The organism is Gordonia jinhuaensis (genome assembly GCF_014639795.1).
Lineage (GTDB): Bacteria > Actinomycetota > Actinomycetes > Mycobacteriales > Mycobacteriaceae > Gordonia_B > Gordonia_B jinhuaensis.
Map to the genome: position 1 here is coordinate 98,334 of NZ_BMGC01000010.1, position 17,525 is coordinate 115,858.

The following is a 17,525-nucleotide window of genomic DNA, read 5'->3' on the forward strand; positions in this document are numbered from 1 at the left end:
GTCATTTTCCTTCGAAGGTCGACTGCCAGGACAGCAGCACGCGCGAGAGCAGGCGAACGAGCTGGTCGCCGATGAGGCCCAGCAGTGCGTACGCCACCAGACAGACCACGATCACGTCGGTCTGGAAGAACTGACGCCCGGTGTCCATCAGATACCCGATCCCGCTGGTGGCGTTGATCTGCTCCGCGAAGACCAGGGCCAGCCACGCTGTTCCCAGCCCGTATCGCAGACCGACCAGCGACCCCGGCAGCGCGGCCGGCAGGATGACGTGCCAGACGATGCCCAGCCGCGACAATCCCAGCGTCTCGCCCGCCTCGACGAGCGACGAATCGGCACCGCGGATCGCGCCGTAGGTGTTGAAGTACAGGGGAAAGCACACGCCGAGTGCCACCAGCGCGATCTTCGGTGTCTCGTCGATGCCGAACCAGATGATGAACAACGGGATCAGACCGACCCACGGAACCATCCGCAGCATCCCCAGCGTCGAGTCGAGGAGGTCCTCACCGATACGGAACAGTCCGGCCGCCAACGCCAGAACCAGAGCGACCGCCGCGCCGATGCCGAATCCGATCAGCACCCGAAGAGTCGACGTCCCGATCGCGTCGGGAAGATCGCCGTTACTCCACAACGACACCGCGCGTGACCACACCGCCTGCGGTGAGGCCAGCACATCGGGGTGCAGCACACCGGTGGCCGAGCCGATCCACCATGCCGCCAGCACGACGAGAGGCCCGATCGCGCGACGCACCGCACGCGGAACCGTGATGTGACGTCGACGCGTCGACGGTCGGATGGTCACGAGATCGTCATGGGCACCGGATGTCTCGGCCGGTGGCCGTGTCGCGCGTTCGGTCTCGAGACCTGACGCAGGAGCTGCAGCAGTCACGGTTTCTCCTCGGGGATGTCGGCGCGAATTGTGCCGGAACGAGTAGTGACGGGACGAATAGTGCTGGACGCCAAACGAAATAACAGTTGGCGGCCGTCAGTGACGCATCGGAGCGCCGACCGGACTCAGCGATACGTGCCGTGTCAGCGGCAGCCGATACCACGCATCCGTATCCGGCCATGAACGCATCCGTATCCGGCCATGAACACAGTCGCCTCCGTCGGGTCAGGGGTCAAACCCCTGACTCACCGTGATTTCAACGCTCGCCGCGCCCGACAGGTCGGGCGTAGCGTCTGCTGCCATGGTCGAGCCGACAATCCCCACCGACGTCGTGGAGTCCCCTGATCAACGTCGGCGGGGATACCCGTTCCGTTCGGGCAGCGTGGTCCTCGACTTCGTCGCAACAGTGGCCAAACGTGACATCGCCGATCGCGAACTACTCACCAGCCCAGCAGCATTGGTCGAGTGGACCTACGTCGCGGGCTTGCCGGCGATCACCGAACCGGTCACTGCAAACGATCTGCGGGCAGCCCACGATCTGCGCGAAGCGCTCAACCGCCTCACACGATGTCGCATCCGCGACAGCAGTCCACAACCCGTCGACGTGAACACGGTCAATCACCACGCGCGCTCCCTCCCGGCCCACCGTGAGCTGACCAGCGCCGGCGACGCCACCGTCGACGGCGCACCGGTGGATGCAGCCGCGATCCTGGCGGTCATCGCGATCGAGGCGGTCGAGCTGTTCGGCGGGAAGACGCACGACCGGATCCGCCTGTGTGCCGGACACGACTGTTCGCTCTACTTCGTGGATCGCTCCCGGCTGGGCAACCGGATGTGGTGCTCGATGGCGGTGTGCGGTGTCAAGAACAGCTCCGCGCGATACCGCAGTCGCCGTCGCAGTCCCGTATGACCCCGACGACCAGTCAGACACTCCGCAGCCGATCCCCCGCCCGATCCGGGGCGACCGCGCCACGCCCTCACCACCAGCAACCCCACGACAACCTCGAGAAGCAGAGAGACCCCGATGACCACATCAAATATCCGGGCGACCACATCAAATATCCGGGCGACCACATCGAACATCCCGGCGACCGGATATCAGTCGATACCCGAAACTGCCGCCCAGACGGTCGAATTCATCAGCCTGACACACCTCAACCCGTCGACCGAACTCGATCCGCGTCCCACCCGCGGAATCGATCTGCCCTACTTCAAGCGATACGTCCGCGCCCTCGAGGACGGCGGATACGACTACACGCTGCTCCCCTACGCCTCCAACAGTGCCGATCCGTTCACCCTCGCCGCGACCGTCGGCCAGCTGACCTCCACGGTCACACCGATCGTCGCGCTGCGCCCCAACACCACGCATCCACTTGTGGCAGCACAGAAACTGGCCACCCTCGATCAACTCACCGAGGGTCGCGCGGTGGTGCACATCATCTCGGGCGGCTCGGATGCCGAACAGGCCCGCCAGGGAGACTATCTGGCCAAATCAGCGCGCTATGAACGCTCCTCGGAGTACATCGACGTCCTCCGCCGGGCATGGACGGAACCCGCACCGTTCAGCCACGGCGGCTCGTTCTATCGTTTCGACGACTTCGGGCCCGGCTTCGCCCCGCACGGACCCTCGATCCCGATCTCCATCGGAGGATCGTCAGACGAGGCGTTCGCTGTCGGCGGCGCCAAGGCCGACATCTTCAGTTTCTGGGGCGAGCCGCTCGCCGACATCAAGGCGCAGATCGACCGGGTGAATGCCATCGCCGAGGCCGCCGGACGCACCGACCGCCCCCGCATCTGGGTCACCTTCCGCCCGATCATCGACCGCACCGAAGACCTCGCATGGGCCAAGGCAGAGGCCTACGTGGACCGCATCGCCAAGACCTATGCGACGTACACCGCTGCGAACAAGCGTTTCGCCGGACAACCGCAGAATGTGGGATCCCAACGCGCACTGGACTTCGCCGCCCGACAAGATGTCTACGATCGTGCGCTGTGGACCCGGACAGCTGCGGCGACCAACGCCGCCGGGGCTTCCACGGCACTGGTCGGCACACCGGAAACCGTCGCCGCTGCGATCGTCGACTACATCGACCTCGGCGCCGACCTGGTCTCCATCCGTGGCTACGACACCCTCAACGACGTCATCGACTATGGCCGCTACGTACTTCCGCTGGTTCGTCAGGAACTGGCGCACCGCAAGGCAACCGGGGGTCGCGGAGACCTGCAGGCGACGCATCTGGGCGCACTCGCGGGAGCACAGGCATGAGTATCACCGACACACCGGTCGAGAGCTCGAGTGAAGCCCCGCAACGATTTCCCACTCCGGATCTGAGGGCATCGGCGCTCGCCGAGGTCACCGCACAGGTCGCCGCGACCGCCGAGGCCAACGACCGCTCAGGCGACATACCCTGGGAGGGGCTGGCGATCGCGCACCGCGCCGGACTGCTCACCGCGACGGTGGGTCAGGAATACGGCGGTCCCGATCTCGGGCCCGCCGAGGTCGCCCGGATCCTCATCGCCCTGGGCGAGGGTGATCCCTCGGTTGCGCTGATCACCGCCAACTCGCTGGCCGTACATCACGGCCAGGCCGTCGGCGCGCACTGGCCCCTCGCTGTGTACGAGGACCTGCTGACCCGGTCGCAGGCCGGTCCGGCGCCGGTCAACGCGGTACGCGCCGAACCCGAGCTCGGGGCACCTGCTCGCGGCGGTCTGCCCACCACCACCGCGGTGGCCGACGGCGATCACTGGATTCTGAACGGGCACAAGACTTTCGCAACCGGTGGTGAGGCGCTCGCCTACCACGTGGTGTGGGTGCTCGCCGACGACGGCCGAGTGGGCCATCTGATCGTTCCCGGCGACGCGGTGGGAGTGCGCATCACCCGCACCTGGGATCACCTGGGTCTTCGCGCCTCCAACACCCACGATGTCGACTATGCCGATGTGCGGGTGCCGATCGAGAACTTCCACGAGATCCCCCGCGTCGGCGGCGTGTACCGCGATCCGGCCGCGGTCGCGGGACTCTGGAGTTTCGGCCATCCGGCGCTCTACATCGGTGTCGCGCGGGCCGCACGGCAGGCATTCGTCGACTTCGCGACCACCCGGGTTCCCATTTCCCTCGGGCGACCGATCTCCACGACCGAACGCATCCAGGCCGTCGCCGGGGAGATCGACACGCAGATCGCCACGGCGGAGACACTGCTGTTCGGCGCACTGGCTCGCGCCCAAGCCGACGAACCCGCTTTCGGTGCGCAGCTGTCGCTGATCAAGGTCGCCATCGCCCGCGCGGTGATCACCGCGGTGCAGACCGCGGTCGCGGCACTCGGCAATGCCGCGCTGACGCGACATCACCCGCTGGAGCGCCATCTCCGCGACGTGCTGTGTGTACGAGTTCATCCACCGCAAGAGGATTCGGCGCTGATCGCCGCCGGTCGACGCATCCTGGACATCCCATGAGCGCAACGCGTGCCGCCGGCGACCACACCGGGATCAGCCTCAGCTTCAACGCGCGGATCTCGTTTCCCTCCGGTCATGACGAGCAGGGTCTCCGCGACGGCATCACGCTGTTCCGGGAGGCAGAGCGCCTGGGCATCGACACGGGCTGGGTTTACCAGCGTCACTTCGACAACTACCTGGCCAACCCGCTGACATTCCTGTCTGCTGTCGGTCAGCACACGGAGCGCATCGGTCTGGGCACCGCGGTGATCGCGATGCGATACGAGGATCCGATCCTGCTGGCCGAGGCCGCGGCCACGGCCGATCTGCTGACCGGACGCCGACTCAAACTCGCCGTGTCGACCGGCACGGGCGACTTCGATCGCGTCTTCGGCAACGAGGTCACCGACGGTAGAGCACTCGCTCAGACACACCTGCAGCGGTTCCTGGCAGCCATCCGCGGCGAGGTGGTCGGCCACGTCGACAGCGAGCGCTCGGGTGTCGCGATCGGGACGGAACTGCGGGTGCGGCCGCACAGCCACACCCTCGCCGAGCGTGTCTACTACGGGTCCACGACCATCGCCGCAGGCGTCCGCACCGCGCGCCAGGGCCTCAAACTGCTCCTCGGAACGATCATCAGTGAGTCCAACGGACTGGGATTCGCCGACTACCACGCTGCGATCATCGATCGCTATCTCTCCGAGTACTCCGGCGCCACACCCGCACGGACCGGGGTGTCGCGATCGGTACTCCCGGCCACGTCGCCCGACCTCCTGCGGCGCTACCGTGAATACGACGAGCAACGCCGGGCCCACGGTCCGGCCGCCTCGCGCCCGGCGGGCGCACTCACGCCCTCGGGTGGGAGTATGCCTGCCGGATTCGTGATGAGCCCGGTGTATCACGGCGCTCCCGAGCAGGTGGTCGACGCACTGCTCGCCGACCCGGCGGTGGCGACCACCGACGAGCTGGTGGTCTTCCTCCCACCGGAGTTCACGGTGGGAGACAACATCCGGCTGCTCACCGACATCGTCGAGACGGTGCTTCCCGCACTCACCGAGGCGCGAACCCCGGTACCGAGTACCCGTCCGGCCTGACCGCCCGGAATCCCCAACACGACAGATCCGATTCACACGCATCCGACTCACACGCAGGAGAGTCCTCCCATGACGATCACCGACACCACCTCGTTCACCGCCGACTGGGAGCAGTGGCACATCGATCGCGAAGCCGCAGCGGCCGCGAAGCACGGCCTGGCCTCGGTCACCGGGACACACTGGCTCACGTCCGAGCCCGCGAGCTTTCCCGGTACACCCGGGAGCTGGCGGGCTGAAGACGGTGTCGCAGTCGGACAGATCACCGGAGCGGAGCACGTGCAGTTGTCGCCCGGCGACGAGATCGAGGTCGATGGTCTGCTCATCAGGGTGCAGAGCGGACCGCGCGGGATTGCCGTCCGCACCTTCGACCCTGCCGCACCCGCACGCACCCGGCTGCGGGGCATCGACGCCTACCCGCCGAGTCCGCAGTGGGTCCGCGCCGGGCACTTCACCCGATACGAGACGCCCGTCGCGACCACCATCACCCATGCCGACGGATCGGTGACCGAGGAGGAAGTCGTCGGGCAGGTCACGTTCGCGCTCGGCGACCACACCGTGTCGTTGGGAGCGTTCGAGCGTCCCGACGGGAGTCTGCAGATCACCTTCGCCGACGCGACCAGCGGACAGCAGACAGCCGATTTCCGCTTCCTCAGCCTCGACGCACCCGGCACGTCGGGTGCGGTGACGGTCGATCTGAACCGGACTTATCTGCCGCCGAGCACCTTCACCGACCACTACCTGTGCCCGCTGCCGCCCGAGGGCAACATCGTCGAGGAACCGATCGCCGCCGGAGAGAAGCGACCGATCCTGCGCGACTGACACGTGTCCGGCCAGAGCTGATCGTCGACAGCTGGTCGGCGACAGCTGGTCGGCGACAGCTGGTCGTCGACAGCTGGTCGTCGACACCGTGCCAGGCCGGTGCCGTCGGGCTGCATCGCCGCAGCACCCTATGCAACTGTGTGCACAGTGCGTGATTGCATATGACCGCACTCCCGCCTAGAGTGTCGGCATGGCTCTCGAGCACGCCATCCTGGTGTCCCTCGGTGAACGCCCCGGAACCGGATACGAGATCGGCCAACAGTTCGACCGGTCGATCGGCTACTTCTGGTCGGCCACCCACCAGCAGATCTACCGCACCCTCAAACGGCTGCTCGACGACGGACTCGTCACGGTCGAGACCGTCGCTCAGGAGGGGCGTCCGGACAAGAAGGTCTACACGCTCAGTGATCTCGGACGAAAGGCGCTGCGCGAGTGGATCTCCGATCCCACCCCGCTGTTCGCTCTGCGCGATGACCTCGGCGTGAAGATCCGGGCGGCCGAGCACGCCGATCTCCCGGCCCTGCTCGCCGAGATGCGGCGTCAACGCGCCATGCACGCCCAGCGGCGAGACCTGTTCCACCGCTTCGCAACCGATTTCGGCGACCCAGCCGATCTGCACGGTCGCCGACTGCACCAATACCTGGTGTTACGCGGTGGCATCCGCATGGAGGAGGGCTTCGTCGACTGGTGCGACGAGGTCCTCGACGCACTCAGCCGGGAATCGGTTCCCGGGCACGGATCCTCCGATGACTCAGCCCACCCACCGGAATCGGCGCCTCGCCTCCGTGCGGCGCCGCCGGATTCCGTCGACCCGAAGGACGCATGATGACCGGCCCCTACCCCCGTCTTTTCGAGCCGCTGACGATCAACACGACCACGCTGTCGAACCGGATCATCATGGGCTCCATGCACACCGGTCTCGAAGACCGCATCTGGGATACCGACAAACTCGCCGCGTACTACGCCGAACGCGCACGCGGCGGAGCCGGCCTGATCATCACCGGCGGCGTGAGCACCTCGCGAACCGGGCTCCTCCTGCCGTTCGGGTCCAAGCTGACCAACCGTCTGGAGGTCGCCAAACATCGTCGTCTCACGCGCGCCGTCCACGAGGCGGGCGGCGCGATCGCACTGCAACTGATGCATGCGGGGCGCTACGGCTACACGCCGCTGAAGTTCGCACCCGGACCCGAGAAGTCACCCGTGCATCCCTTCCGGCCGTTCGTGATGAACGAGACCGTGATCCGCCACGTCATCAGGTCCTACGGGCGCGCGGCTGCCCGTGCCCGGGCCGCCGGCTACGACGGCATCGAGGTGATGGGCGGAGAAGGCTATCTCATCAACGAATTCCTCTGCCCTCGAACCAATCAGCGCACCGACCGGTGGGGCGGGTCGACCGAGAACCGACAACGGCTGGTCGTCGAGATCATCCGCGCGATCCGTCAGCGGGTACCTCGCGACTTCATGGTCATCATGCGCCAGTCGATCGCCGACTTCGTGGAGGGCGGTCAGACCTGGGACGAGATCGCGCTGCTGGCACGCACTTTGCAGGCCGAGGGTGTCGACGCCATCAACACCGACATCGGATGGCATGAGGCCAAGGTGCCGACCATCGCGACGTCGGTGCCGCGCGCCGCATTCGTGAAGTTCACCGAGCGGCTTCGAGACGAGGTCGACATCGTGCTGATCGCGTCCAACCGCATCAACACCCCCGAGGTCGCCGAGGAGATCCTGGATCGCGGACGTGTCGACGCCGTGTCGATGGCGCGTCCGCTGCTCGCCGACCCGTATCTGCCGACCAAGGCGCGCGAGGGTCGCGCCGACGAGATCAACACCTGCATCGCCTGCAACCAGGCGTGTCTGGACCATGCATTCGTGGGCAAGAAGGTGTCCTGTCTGCTCAACCCGCGTGCCGGCCGCGAGACCACGCTCGTGTTGAGTCCCACCCGTCGCGCCCGTCGGGTGGCCGTGGTCGGCGCGGGGCCGGCCGGTCTCGCCGCAGCGGTCTCGGCAGCCGAGCGCGGACATCACGTGACGCTGTTCGAGGCATCGTCGACTATCGGCGGTCAATTCTCCATCGCCGCAAGGATTCCCGGTAAGGAGGAGTTCTCCGAGACGCTGCGGTACTACACCAGAGCGCTCGACGTACAGGGAGTCGACGTCCGTCTGGACACCCGCGTCGACGCCGGGTCACTCATCGCCGAGAACTTCGACGACGTGATTCTCGCGACCGGAGTCACCCCGCGTATCCCTGACATCCCCGGGATCGACCATCCGTCGGTGATGACCTATGCCGAGGCGGTCCTCGGCCACCGCGAGATCGGCTCGACCGCCGCCGTGATCGGGGCGGGCGGAATCGGTTTCGATCTCACCGAGTTCCTGACCGTCGACGAGTCGCCCACACTCAATCTCAAGGAATGGGAGCAGGAGTGGGGTGTCACCGACGACCTGTCGGTGCGTGGCTTCCTCACCCGACCCGATCCCGCACCCGCCGCACGCAAGGTCTATCTCGTGCAACGCACACCGGGCCACCAGGGCAAGCGCCTCGGACTCACCACCGGCTGGATTCATCGCGCCTCCGTCCGGATGAAGGGAGTGGAACAGATCTCGGGCGCCCAGTACGACAAGATCGACGACGCCGGCCTGCATCTGAGCTTCACCGATGAGCGCCCCGACCGCATCCTCGCGGTGGAGACCATCGTCGTCTGCGCCGGCCAGGAATCGGTACGGGACCTCATCGATCCGCTGGACTCCGCCGGGGTGAGGACACATGTCATCGGTGGCGCGGACGTGGCGGCCGAACTCGACGCGAAGCGAGCCATCCGCCAGGGCACCGAGACCGCTGCTGCGATCGCCTGAACGCGGCGACGCCGCGGTGGCACAGCCCGCTACGATTGGCAGCCATGCCGATCCCGCAGCCCAATCCGTCTGCACGTGCCGTCGTCACCGGAGCCTCCTCGGGGATCGGCGCCGCGCTGGCCGCCGAACTCGCCGCGCGGGGTCATTCGCTGATACTGGTCGCGCGGCGCGGGGAGATCCTGGAACGCAACGCGGCGATGCTGACCCAGACGCACGGGGTCGAAGCAGAGGTCCGTCCCACCGATCTGTCCGACCCCCGCGCGGTGGAGATCCTCGCCGGTGAACTGTCCGAGCGTGAGATATCGATCCTGTGTAACAACGCAGGTATCGCCACATTCGGCCCTGTCGCCGAACTCGACCCGGAATACGAACGCGCCCAGGTACGTCTGAACGTCAACGCCGTGCACGACCTCACATTGGCCGTCCTGCCCGGCATGGTCGAACGCGCGAGCGGCGGCATCCTCATGGTGGGTTCGGCGGCGGGGAACATGGCGATCCCCAACAACGCGACGTATGCGGCGACCAAGGCGTTCGTCAACACCTTTTCCGAATCCCTTCGTGGCGAGGTCGGTTCGGCAGGCGTCCACGTGACCCTGCTCGCGCCGGGACCGGTCCGCACCGACACCCCGGCCGCCGAGGACGCGAGCATCGTCGATCGGCTCGTTCCCGATTTCCTCTGGAACTCCAGCGAATACGTCGCACGTCTGAGCCTCGACGCACTCGAGCGCAACAAGATGCGCGTGGTGCCCGGCGCACTGTCGAAGGCGATGTCGTTGGCGGGTACCTACAGTCCGCGCATGGTCAGCGCGCCGATCGTCGGCACGTTCTACAAGAAGCTCGGTGACGGCTGAGCGCTCGGCGCGCGGCCATCGGTCATCGGTCATCGGTCATCGGCGACGACCGGTACCGAACAGGGACCGGCTGATCTCGCGGCCGAGCGAGTTGCCGGCCGAGCGCATGAAGCTCTTCACCGCGGCGTTGCCGAGGATCTCCTCGGCGAGGCTCTTCTCCTTCGGCTCCGCCCTGGTAGCCCTGTGCGGAGCCTCGGTGGGCGGCGTGGTCGGTGCCGCGGCGTCGGGCGCCGACTCGTCGTCGTGTGCGGCAGCCACTTTCGCGGCGAGGATCTCGTAGGCCGACTCCCGGTCGATTGTCTGACCGTACTTGTCCTGCAGTGCACTGGCGGTGGCCTGCGCCGTGATCGCGTCGTTGCCGATGGAAGCCATCAGCGAGCGCGGGGGATGCATGACGGTCCAGGCGACCGGCGTGGGCGCGCCATTCTCGGACAGGACCGTCACGATCGCCTCGCCGGTGCCCAGCGAGGTCAGCGCCTTCTCGATGTCATAGACCGCCGATGTCGGATAGGTCTTCACCGTCTTGGTCAGCGCCTTCTGGTCGTCGGGGGTGAATGCGCGCAATGCGTGCTGGATCCGCGCACCGAGTTGTGACAGCACGTCGTTGGGGATGTCGGTGGGCAGCTGGGAGCAGAAGTAGACACCGACCCCCTTGGAGCGGATCAGCTTCACCGTCTGGACCACCTGCTCCTTGAACGCCTTCGACGCGTCGGCGAACAACAGATGCGCCTCGTCGAAGATGAACACCAACTTCGGCTTGTCGGCGTCGCCGATCTCCGGCAGGTACTCGAAGAGGTCGGCCAGAATCCACATCAGGAAGGTGGAGAACAACGCCGGACGCGTCGCCTGATCACCGAGTTCGAACAGTGTGATGATCCCGCGTCCATCGTCGGCGGAACGGATCAGGTCGGCCGGCTCGATCTCGGGTTCACCGAAGAACGTGTCGCCGCCGTCGGCTTCCAGATTGGTCAACGCACGCAGGATGACACCCGCGGTGGCGCTGGAAACGCCGCCGATCGACTTCAGGTCGGTCTTGCCCTCGTCGCTGGTGAGGTGGGCGATCACCGAGCGCAGATCCTTGAGGTCGAGCAGCGCCAGTCCCTGGGCGTCGGCCCAGTGGAAGATCAGGCCCAGCGTGGACTCCTGAGTGGCGTTGAGGCCCAGCACTTTACTGAGCAGGATCGGGCCGAAGGAGGTCACCGTGGCACGGACCGGGACACCCACGCCCTCGGTGCCCACCGAGACGAACTCACACGGATAGCCGGTACCCACCCAGTCGACGCCGGTGTCCTTGGCGCGGGCGGTGGTCCGCTCGCTCGGTTCACCCGGCACGGCCAATCCCGACAGGTCACCTTTGACGTCGGCCATCACCACCGGCACGCCGTTGGCCGAGAGTTGCTCGGCGATCACCTGTAGTGTCTTGGTCTTACCCGTTCCGGTGGCACCTGCGATCAGGCCATGCCGATTCATCATCGACAATGCGATCCGTACCGTGGCCGACGCGTCGACCACGCCGTCCACCGACACCGCACCCAACTCGATCGCGGCTCCCGAGGTCGCGTATCCGGCCGCGATCTGTTGCGCCGGCGAGACGTCGGCGGGCTGTCCGTCACTCACGATTGCTGCTCTTTCCGGTGCCACCGGCACCTCGGTCGCAGTACACAGTCCTTGCGAGCAGGTTGCCACACACCCGCACGCTCCGCCCCGATTGCCGTCGGCGCCGGTGAGGCGTCTGGTTAAGGTTGAGCCGTGGAGGACAAACTCGTATGGATCGACTGTGAGATGACCGGGCTTCGCTTGGAATCGGACAAGTTGATCGAGATAGCGGCACTGGTGACCGACAGTGAACTGAACATCCTCGGTGACGGGGTCGACCTCGTGATCCACGCCGACGACGCCGACCTGGACTCGATGCCCGACGTGGTGAAGAAGATGCATGCCACCTCAGGCCTCACCGAGGAGGTACGGAAATCGACGGTGACCATCGAGGAGGCACAGGCACAGGTCCTGGCATACCTGCGCGAGTACATCCCGACTGCGGGTACCGCGCCGCTCGCGGGTAATTCCATCTCCACCGATCGCGGGTTCATCGCACGCGATATGCCCGAACTCGACACCTTTCTGCATTATCGGATGATCGACGTCAGCTCGATCAAGGAACTCTGCCGCCGGTGGTACCCCAGGATCTATTTCAATCAGCCGCCGAAGGGGCTCGCGCATCGCGCGCTGGCCGACATCCGTGAGTCCATCAGGGAACTGCGCTACTACCGGGCCACTGCGTTCGTGCCCGAGCCCGGCCCGGAGGTCGAGACCATCGAGAAGGTGGTCACCGACCTCGGCGAGGCCTGAGAGTCAGCCCTCGGCCACCCGCCTGTCGAGCTGTCCGGAACACGCAGGTCAGCGATGCGATTGGTCTTATCGTGTCGGTATTCGCTAGAGTATGTCCCGGCCGGTTTTCCGGTCGATGGTGAGTGTAGTTCAGTTGGTAGAGCACCAGGTTGTGATCCTGGCTGTCGCGGGTTCGAGTCCCGTCACTCACCCCGTTGACGCCGCCCCGTCCGCAACGCGGAAGGGGCGGCGTTTTTTGCGATTCCAGACTCCCCCGTCGACCCTCTCCGGCCCGCCCAACTGCTCTCCGGCACCAGCCACACGGCCAACACCAACCGCGTAGTGAACACCGACCGCCCAGTGAGCAGACCGTACGCAGACCATTATCGGCGTTGCGGCAGCGGACCGATCGTGTGTGCGCGTCGCGAAGCCACCACCGAAACCTCACGGACCAATCCAATTACCCCAATCCAATTACCCGCAGCCACAATCACATGACCAGCATCGACGTGCCGTCTTATCGGCCACCTGAACGATCCGCGAGGTTACCGACAGGTAACCAGACCAAAACGGGTCGTACGATCACGTGATTTTCGCAACTCACCAGCACTGCCGAACCGAAAAGTCCGACATAGATGCCCCAAACCGCTCGAAATTGTGGTTTGGTTGTCGGTACACGGGCTGGCACTCAGCGACAGGTCGGATCCGTGTGGGGGGTGACAGTGACCGCGTCGGTTTCGACGAGACCACCGGTACCGGTTTGCACGAGAGGGCAACACCATGCGCCTGGATTCTTCGGCGGATATGCCGTCCACAGATTTGCCGATCGACGAGGTCGCTGCGTTCAGAGAGCGTCGTCAACACGGCTTCGACACACGGATCGTGGCGCTCGACGGCACCACGATCGAACTATCGACCGCGTCGGAGACCGGAGCGAGCCCCTGTTCGGTCATCCGTGTCACCGGTCCGGGCGCCGCTGGCGATTCCAGCGAACTCGCCGTCGAGTCGCTTCCCGCTCTCCAGGCGCTGGTCGAGTCCGGCGCGCTCTGCGTCATGCTCGCCGCACACCGTGATGCCACGGTCCGCGCGGCCGGCTGACACGACGTCTGTCCAGACCACGATCCGCGGCTCGGCGCTCACCAGGCGCCGAGCCGCAATGCTCTCCTGATCCGCGAACGTGAGGTCCGGGATTCACCCGTTCGCGACTCACAATGTCCGCGAGATGATGTCCTTCATGATCTCGTTGGTGCCGCCGTACACTTTCTGCACTCGCGCGTCGGCCCACATCCGGCCCACCACGTACTCGTTCATGTAGCCGTAGCCGCCGTGCAGTTGCATGCAGGTGTCGAGCACGTCCATGGACTGTTCGGTGGTCCACCACTTCGCCATCGCGACCGTGGGAATGTCGAGTTCGCCCCGCAGGTGTTTGCTGATGCAGTCGTCGACGAACACCCGGGCGATCCGCGCCGTGGTCGCCGCCTCGGCGAGTGAGAATTTGGTGTTCTGGAAGCCGAAGACCGGTCGCCCGAAGGCCTCGCGTTCCTTGGTGTAGCTGATGGTGCGCTCGAGTGCGACCTCCATTCCCGCGACGGCAGCGACCGCGATGATCAGCCGTTCCTGTGGCAACTGCTGCATCAGCTGGATGAACCCCATCCCCTCGGACTCACCGAGCAGGTTCGACACCGGAACGCGGACGTTGTCGAAGAACAGTTCGGATGTGTCCTGTCCTCGCTGGCCCACCTTGTCGAGCAACCGCCCGCGCCGGAAGCCCTCACGGTCGGCCTCCACGACGATCAGCGAGATGCCCTTGGCGCCCTGCGCCGGGTCGGTCTTGGCCACGACGATGATCAGATCGGCCTGCCCGCCGTTGGTGATGAAGGTCTTGGATCCGTTGATCACGTACTCGTCGCCCTCACGTACAGCGCGAGTGGCAACCGCCTGCAGATCGGATCCCGTTCCTGGTTCGGTCATCGCGATCGCGCCGACCATCTCGCCAGAGGCCATGGCGGGCAACCACTTCCGCTTCTGTTCTTCGGTCCCGTACACCGTGATGTAGGGCGCGATGATGCCGTTGTGCAGGCTCACACCCCACGACGTGTCACCGATGCGCGCCTGCTCCTCGATGAGCACCGCCTCATGGGCGAAGGTCCCTCCCCCACCCTCGTACTCCTCGGGGATCGACATGCACAGCAGCCCCACGTCACCAGCCTTGTTCCACAGATCGCGGTCCACGTGATGGGCGTCGATGTACTTCCCGACATTGGGCTCGACCTCCTTGGCGAAGAAGGAGCGTGCGAGGTCGCGCACCGGGTCGAGGTCGGGGCCGTCCCACGGCGAAGTACTGGGCATGCGGAATTCTCCTCCTGAGTTCGGTATGGCTGAATCGTAACAGTGACCGTTGTCACTGTTGGCGAGAATCCGCACTGCATCACAGCGACTCGATTCCTGGGCAGCATCGGCCAGGACCCCCTGACCAGCCGATTTCTTGTCTGCGGCATCGGGCTGTTAAAGTCATTCGGCGCGCAGCAAGCGCCATTAGCTCAATTGGCAGAGCAGCTGACTCTTAATCAGCGGGTTCGGGGTTCGAGTCCCTGATGGCGCACAGACAGAGCCCGTCACCGATAGCGGTGACGGGCTCGTTGTCATTCAGCACTCCGCGAGCTGCAGGTGGAGCCGATCCGGATCAGTTGGCGGTCTCTGTGCGGCGCGGCAGTACCCACCCCGGTCGCGGGAAGTGGCAGGTGTAGCCGTTCGGATAGCGGACCAGATAGTCCTGATGCTCGGGTTCGGCCTCCCAGAACGGGCCCGCGGGTTCGATCGTGGTGACCACCTTTCCCGGCCACAATCCCGACGCATCGACGTCGGCGATCGTGTCGCGCGCCACGCGCTCCTGCTCTTCGTCGAGCGGAAAGATCGCCGACCGGTAGCTGCTGCCGATGTCATTGCCCTGACGGTCCTTCGTCGACGGATCGTGAATCTGGTAGAAGAACGCAAGGATGTCCCGGTAACTCGTCACCGACGGATCGAACACGATCTCCACGGCCTCGGCATGACCGGGATGGTTGCGATAGCTGGGATGGTCGTTACTTCCGCCGGTGTACCCGACCCGGGTCTGCAGAACCCCCGGCTGGCGGCGGATGAGATCCTCGACACCCCAGAAACATCCGCCGGCAAGCACCGCCGTCTCGGTGCCCGATCGCTGGGTGATGTGCCCGTCGTCTGCTGGTCCACTGGTCATGACGCCTTCTCCTCGTTGTCGTTGATGGCGTTGTTGTTCATGCGTTGTCGTTGATGGCGCTGTCGTTCATGCGTTGTCGTTGATGGCCTTGTTGTCGTCGTCGCTGGTCGCATCGGCGTCGTCGAACAGATTCCGGAATTCGCCGTAGCCCTGCTCCTCGAGCTCCTCGACGGGGACGAAGCGCAACGCTGCGGAGTTCATGCAGTAGCGCAGGCCTCCCTGGGCGCGGGGCCCGTCGGCGAACACATGTCCCAGGTGACTGTCGGCGTGGGCGGACCTCACCTCCGTGCGCGACATCCACAGCGAGCGATCCGTCCTCGTGGACACCGCGTCTGCGGCGATGGGCCTGGTGAAACTCGGCCACCCCGTCCCACTGTCGAATTTGTCCGTCGAGGCGAACAGCGGTTCGCCACTCACCACATCCACGTAGATACCCGGCCGGTGGTTGTCCCAGTAGGCGTTGCCAAAGGCGGGTTCGGTGCCGCCCTTCTGAGTCACACGATACTGGTCAGCGGTGAGCTTGCTCAGCCCCTCGGGCGTCTTGCGGTACTCGGACGTCTTGCGGTACTCGTTGCCCATTTCTCCTCCTCGTGTCCACCGCTGGCTGCGGTGTCGACGGGTTCAACAGCGCACGCCCGTGATTTGGTCCCGCGCATCTGTGAGTCGCCTGAGATTCTCTGGCATGGATTTTCTGGCATGGATTTTCTGGCATGGACTTTCTGGCATGTTCAGGAGCGCGCGGAGTATCCCTTGAGCTTGTCGACCACGGTGACCAGCGCCCCTGTGAGCTCAGCGGGTGTGGCATCGGCACCTCCGGCGGCGACATATCTCCGCAGATTCTCGAGGAATCGGTCGGCCAGCTCCTCACGCCACCCCACCGCATCACCGCTCATATGGGGCGAGATGCAGACATTGGACATCTCCCAGAGCGGATGATCGACAGGCAGCGGCTCGGTGGCGAAGACATCCAGTGACGCCGCCCCGATGCTGCTCGAGGACAGCGCATCGACCAGCGCCTGCTCGTCGACGAGTTGTCCGCGTCCCACGTTGATGAAGTGTGCCGACGGCCGCATCGCGGCCAACACCTCGGCGTCGATCATCTGCTCGGTCTGCGGCGTCAGCGGTGCCACGGCGATCACCACATCGGCATCCCCCACGTAGGCCGCCAGATCGTCGCTGGGATACACCACGCCGAAGTCGGGGTCCTCGGTACGCGCCGTGCGTCCGGCTCCCGACACCGCCATTCCCACTGCCGAGAGCAGCCGGGCTATCGCGCGCCCGATCCCGCCGGTACCGATCACGAGCACGTTGTTGTCGCAGGTGCGCAGCGTCTCCCGATGGCGCCACAGGTGTTCACGCTGGAAACTCTTGGACTCGTGAATCCGTTTGTCGTGGGCCAGGATCGAGGCGAGGACGAATTCGGCGATGGGCCGGTCGAAGACACCCGCAGCATTGGTCAGCACCACACGCGACTGCCGCAGACCGTCGAACAGCAACGAGTCCACCCCGGTCGCGCAGACATGCACCCACCGCAACTCGGCCGTCGACGGACCCCAACTGTCCTTGAGCGCAGCCGAGAAGAAGTCCCACACCATCACGATGTCGGCGCCGACAAGCGCATCGGCGAGGGTGTCCGCGCGACACACCCGCACGTCGGCGCACTCCTCGATCGCGGCGAGGTTGTGGGGCAACGGCTCGTCGCCTCCGGTCAGCAGCGCGATGATCGGTCGTCGGGCATCCACGCCGACACTGTAGACGGCATCGGCCGGTACCGACGGCACCACGACCCCTCGGTCATCGGCGGCACCGACTCGGACTGTGAGAATCGCGAACGACCACTACGCTCGGTCGAACATGATCTGCCTGCACCCATCCCCCGCACATCGGCCCGACGCCGGACTCGTCAGGCGAGTTCGCGTGCCGGAGTCGACCTGGGGTTCTCGCGGCGGACGCCGCAGCACCCCACGATCTTTCGGCAACCCCGGCGTGCCGACGAAAAGATGCCGACGAGAAGATGAGGA

Annotated in this window: 16 protein-coding genes and 2 tRNA genes; 12 read left to right on the top strand and 6 right to left on the bottom strand. The window is 65.6% G+C overall.

Going from position 1 to position 17,525, the window contains the following annotated elements; translation table 11 throughout:
- Window position 1 precedes the first annotated feature (1 nt).
- Entirely contained in the window at window positions 2-886 is an 885-nt protein-coding gene (locus IEW22_RS09315) for an ABC transporter permease (RefSeq protein ID WP_188586330.1), read from the bottom strand.
- 301 nt (window positions 887-1,187) lie between these two features.
- Here IEW22_RS09315 and IEW22_RS09320 point away from each other — a divergent pair, with 301 nt between their 5' ends.
- The 8 genes from IEW22_RS09320 to cmrA all read left to right on the top strand — a co-directional run bounded on the left by IEW22_RS09320 (window position 1,188) and on the right by cmrA (window position 9,938).
- The gene (locus tag IEW22_RS09320; protein ID WP_188586331.1) at window positions 1,188-1,796 is read left to right on the top strand and encodes a CGNR zinc finger domain-containing protein; all 609 of its coding nucleotides are present in this window, start codon (window positions 1,188-1,190) and stop codon (window positions 1,794-1,796) included.
- A 114-nt stretch (window positions 1,797-1,910) separates the two neighbouring features.
- Window positions 1,911-3,152 (top strand): LLM class flavin-dependent oxidoreductase, encoded by a 1,242-nt coding sequence (locus tag IEW22_RS09325; RefSeq protein WP_188586332.1) that lies wholly within the window; start codon window positions 1,911-1,913, stop codon window positions 3,150-3,152.
- Window positions 3,149-4,339 (top strand): acyl-CoA dehydrogenase family protein, encoded by a 1,191-nt coding sequence (locus IEW22_RS09330; protein ID WP_188586333.1) that lies wholly within the window; start codon window positions 3,149-3,151, stop codon window positions 4,337-4,339. The genes IEW22_RS09325 and IEW22_RS09330 overlap by 4 nt, the downstream gene beginning before the upstream one ends.
- Complete coding sequence (locus IEW22_RS09335) at window positions 4,336-5,412, top strand: LLM class flavin-dependent oxidoreductase (protein ID WP_188586334.1); 1,077 nt, start codon at window positions 4,336-4,338, stop codon at window positions 5,410-5,412. Before IEW22_RS09330 ends, IEW22_RS09335 begins: the two co-directional genes overlap by 4 nt.
- 69 nt (window positions 5,413-5,481) lie before the next feature.
- Window positions 5,482-6,231, top strand: a complete 750-nt coding sequence (locus IEW22_RS09340) for a DUF1684 domain-containing protein (RefSeq protein ID WP_188586335.1) — start codon at window positions 5,482-5,484, stop codon at window positions 6,229-6,231.
- A gap of 190 nt (window positions 6,232-6,421) precedes the next feature.
- Window positions 6,422-7,057, top strand: a complete 636-nt coding sequence (locus IEW22_RS09345; protein ID WP_188586336.1) for a PadR family transcriptional regulator — start codon at window positions 6,422-6,424, stop codon at window positions 7,055-7,057.
- Window positions 7,057-9,087, top strand: coding sequence for an NADPH-dependent 2,4-dienoyl-CoA reductase (locus IEW22_RS09350; protein WP_188586337.1), 2,031 nt, complete (start codon window positions 7,057-7,059; stop codon window positions 9,085-9,087). The genes IEW22_RS09345 and IEW22_RS09350 overlap by 1 nt, the downstream gene beginning before the upstream one ends.
- A gap of 44 nt (window positions 9,088-9,131) precedes the next feature.
- Entirely contained in the window at window positions 9,132-9,938 is an 807-nt protein-coding gene (cmrA, locus tag IEW22_RS09355) for a mycolate reductase (RefSeq protein ID WP_188586338.1), read from the top strand.
- Window positions 9,939-9,974: 36 nt separating this feature from the next.
- Here cmrA and IEW22_RS09360 read toward each other — a convergent pair whose 3' ends face one another.
- Entirely contained in the window at window positions 9,975-11,555 is a 1,581-nt protein-coding gene (locus IEW22_RS09360; RefSeq protein ID WP_229742346.1) for a helicase HerA-like domain-containing protein, read from the bottom strand.
- Window positions 11,556-11,687: 132 nt separating this feature from the next.
- Here IEW22_RS09360 and orn point away from each other — a divergent pair, with 132 nt between their 5' ends.
- The 3 genes from orn to IEW22_RS09375 all read left to right on the top strand — a co-directional run bounded on the left by orn (window position 11,688) and on the right by IEW22_RS09375 (window position 13,364).
- Window positions 11,688-12,287: an oligoribonuclease gene (gene orn, locus IEW22_RS09365; protein ID WP_188586340.1), complete on the top strand. Its 600-nt coding sequence runs from the start codon at window positions 11,688-11,690 to the stop codon at window positions 12,285-12,287.
- Window positions 12,288-12,405: 118 nt separating this feature from the next.
- Window positions 12,406-12,478 (top strand) — tRNA-His (locus tag IEW22_RS09370).
- A 592-nt stretch (window positions 12,479-13,070) separates the two neighbouring features.
- Entirely contained in the window at window positions 13,071-13,364 is a 294-nt protein-coding gene (locus IEW22_RS09375) for a hypothetical protein (RefSeq protein WP_188586341.1), read from the top strand.
- Between the two features lie 108 nt (window positions 13,365-13,472).
- On the opposite strand, the gene IEW22_RS09380 is transcribed toward IEW22_RS09375, so the two are convergent.
- Window positions 13,473-14,615 carry an acyl-CoA dehydrogenase family protein gene (locus tag IEW22_RS09380; protein ID WP_188586342.1) on the bottom strand — a complete coding sequence of 381 codons (1,143 nt, stop codon included), beginning with the start codon at window positions 14,613-14,615 and terminating at the stop codon, window positions 13,473-13,475.
- A gap of 180 nt (window positions 14,616-14,795) precedes the next feature.
- Here IEW22_RS09380 and IEW22_RS09385 point away from each other — a divergent pair.
- Window positions 14,796-14,868, top strand: a tRNA-Lys gene (locus tag IEW22_RS09385).
- Between the two features lie 81 nt (window positions 14,869-14,949).
- Here the strand turns inward: IEW22_RS09385 and msrA are convergent.
- From msrA to IEW22_RS09400, 3 genes are all read right to left on the bottom strand, one after another.
- Complete coding sequence (msrA, locus tag IEW22_RS09390) at window positions 14,950-15,504, bottom strand: peptide-methionine (S)-S-oxide reductase MsrA (protein ID WP_188586343.1); 555 nt, start codon at window positions 15,502-15,504, stop codon at window positions 14,950-14,952.
- 66 nt (window positions 15,505-15,570) lie between these two features.
- Window positions 15,571-16,083 carry a peptide-methionine (R)-S-oxide reductase MsrB gene (gene msrB, locus IEW22_RS09395; RefSeq protein ID WP_188586344.1) on the bottom strand — a complete coding sequence of 171 codons (513 nt, stop codon included), beginning with the start codon at window positions 16,081-16,083 and terminating at the stop codon, window positions 15,571-15,573.
- A gap of 149 nt (window positions 16,084-16,232) precedes the next feature.
- Window positions 16,233-17,246 carry a D-2-hydroxyacid dehydrogenase gene (locus tag IEW22_RS09400; protein WP_188586345.1) on the bottom strand — a complete coding sequence of 338 codons (1,014 nt, stop codon included), beginning with the start codon at window positions 17,244-17,246 and terminating at the stop codon, window positions 16,233-16,235.
- Between the last annotated feature and the right edge of the window lie 279 nt (window positions 17,247-17,525).